Source organism: Streptomyces sp. OR43, from assembly GCF_008042275.1.
Taxonomy (GTDB): domain Bacteria; phylum Actinomycetota; class Actinomycetes; order Streptomycetales; family Streptomycetaceae; genus Streptomyces.
Genome location: NZ_RDBK01000125.1, coordinates 1 through 705, shown reverse-complemented (window position 1 = coordinate 705; position 705 = coordinate 1). Strand labels below are relative to the sequence as shown.

The window sequence follows — 705 nt, the reverse complement described above, 5'->3', positions numbered from 1 at the left end:
TGAAGCCTCGCCAGGAGTTGGGTCCCATGACGCCGTCGATGGGGCCGGTGTAGCCGTGTGCTGCCGAGAGTCGTTGTACCGCGGCCCAGGTGTTGGTTCCGGGGACTCCGTCGAGGGGTCCGGTGTAGCCCCAGTTCCGCATGTTCAGCTGGAGTGCGGTGTAGGTGCGGGGGCCGGGAACGCCGTCGATCGGTCCGGTGTATCCGGACTGGATCCGCAGCCAGTTCTGCGTCCGCTGCCACATCACCGGGCCCGGGACACCGTCCTGCTCCGTCGACGTCTTCGGCAACCCGCCACCGGTCGGTGGCGGGTCGGTCGGCTCGGTGGGACGGAACGCCCAGGAACGGGCTCGGTTGAGGTCGACCGGGGAGACGCCACCGGCGGATCCCACGGAGGTGTACTGGTGCGCCGCCCAGTCCGGGTACCGGCCCCCGAGGTCGGGCTCGCCGGGCCAGGTGCCGTCGTTCGGCCCCCAGGAGGCGGCCCACAGATGGGCACCGGCCGCGATCGTGCGGTCCCAGGTCCCGGACCGCAGTGCGGCGGTACTGATGTAGAACCACGGCACGTAGCTTCCGACTCGCTCCCGTACGCGGTTGAACCAGGCGGCCACGTCCGTGTCGTCCCACAGCCGGGTCGAGTCGTCCAGGACCTCGACATCCAGCGCGAGCACGTCGCCGGTCCGGTAGTCGTGCAGATGGTCCACGA

At 70.2% G+C, this 705-nt stretch carries 1 protein-coding gene; it reads right to left on the bottom strand.

Annotation, left to right across the window (positions count from 1 at the left end):
* A partial coding sequence (locus tag EAO72_RS41530; RefSeq protein ID WP_261991885.1) for a GH25 family lysozyme occupies positions 1 to 705 on the bottom strand: 705 nt, incomplete at both ends.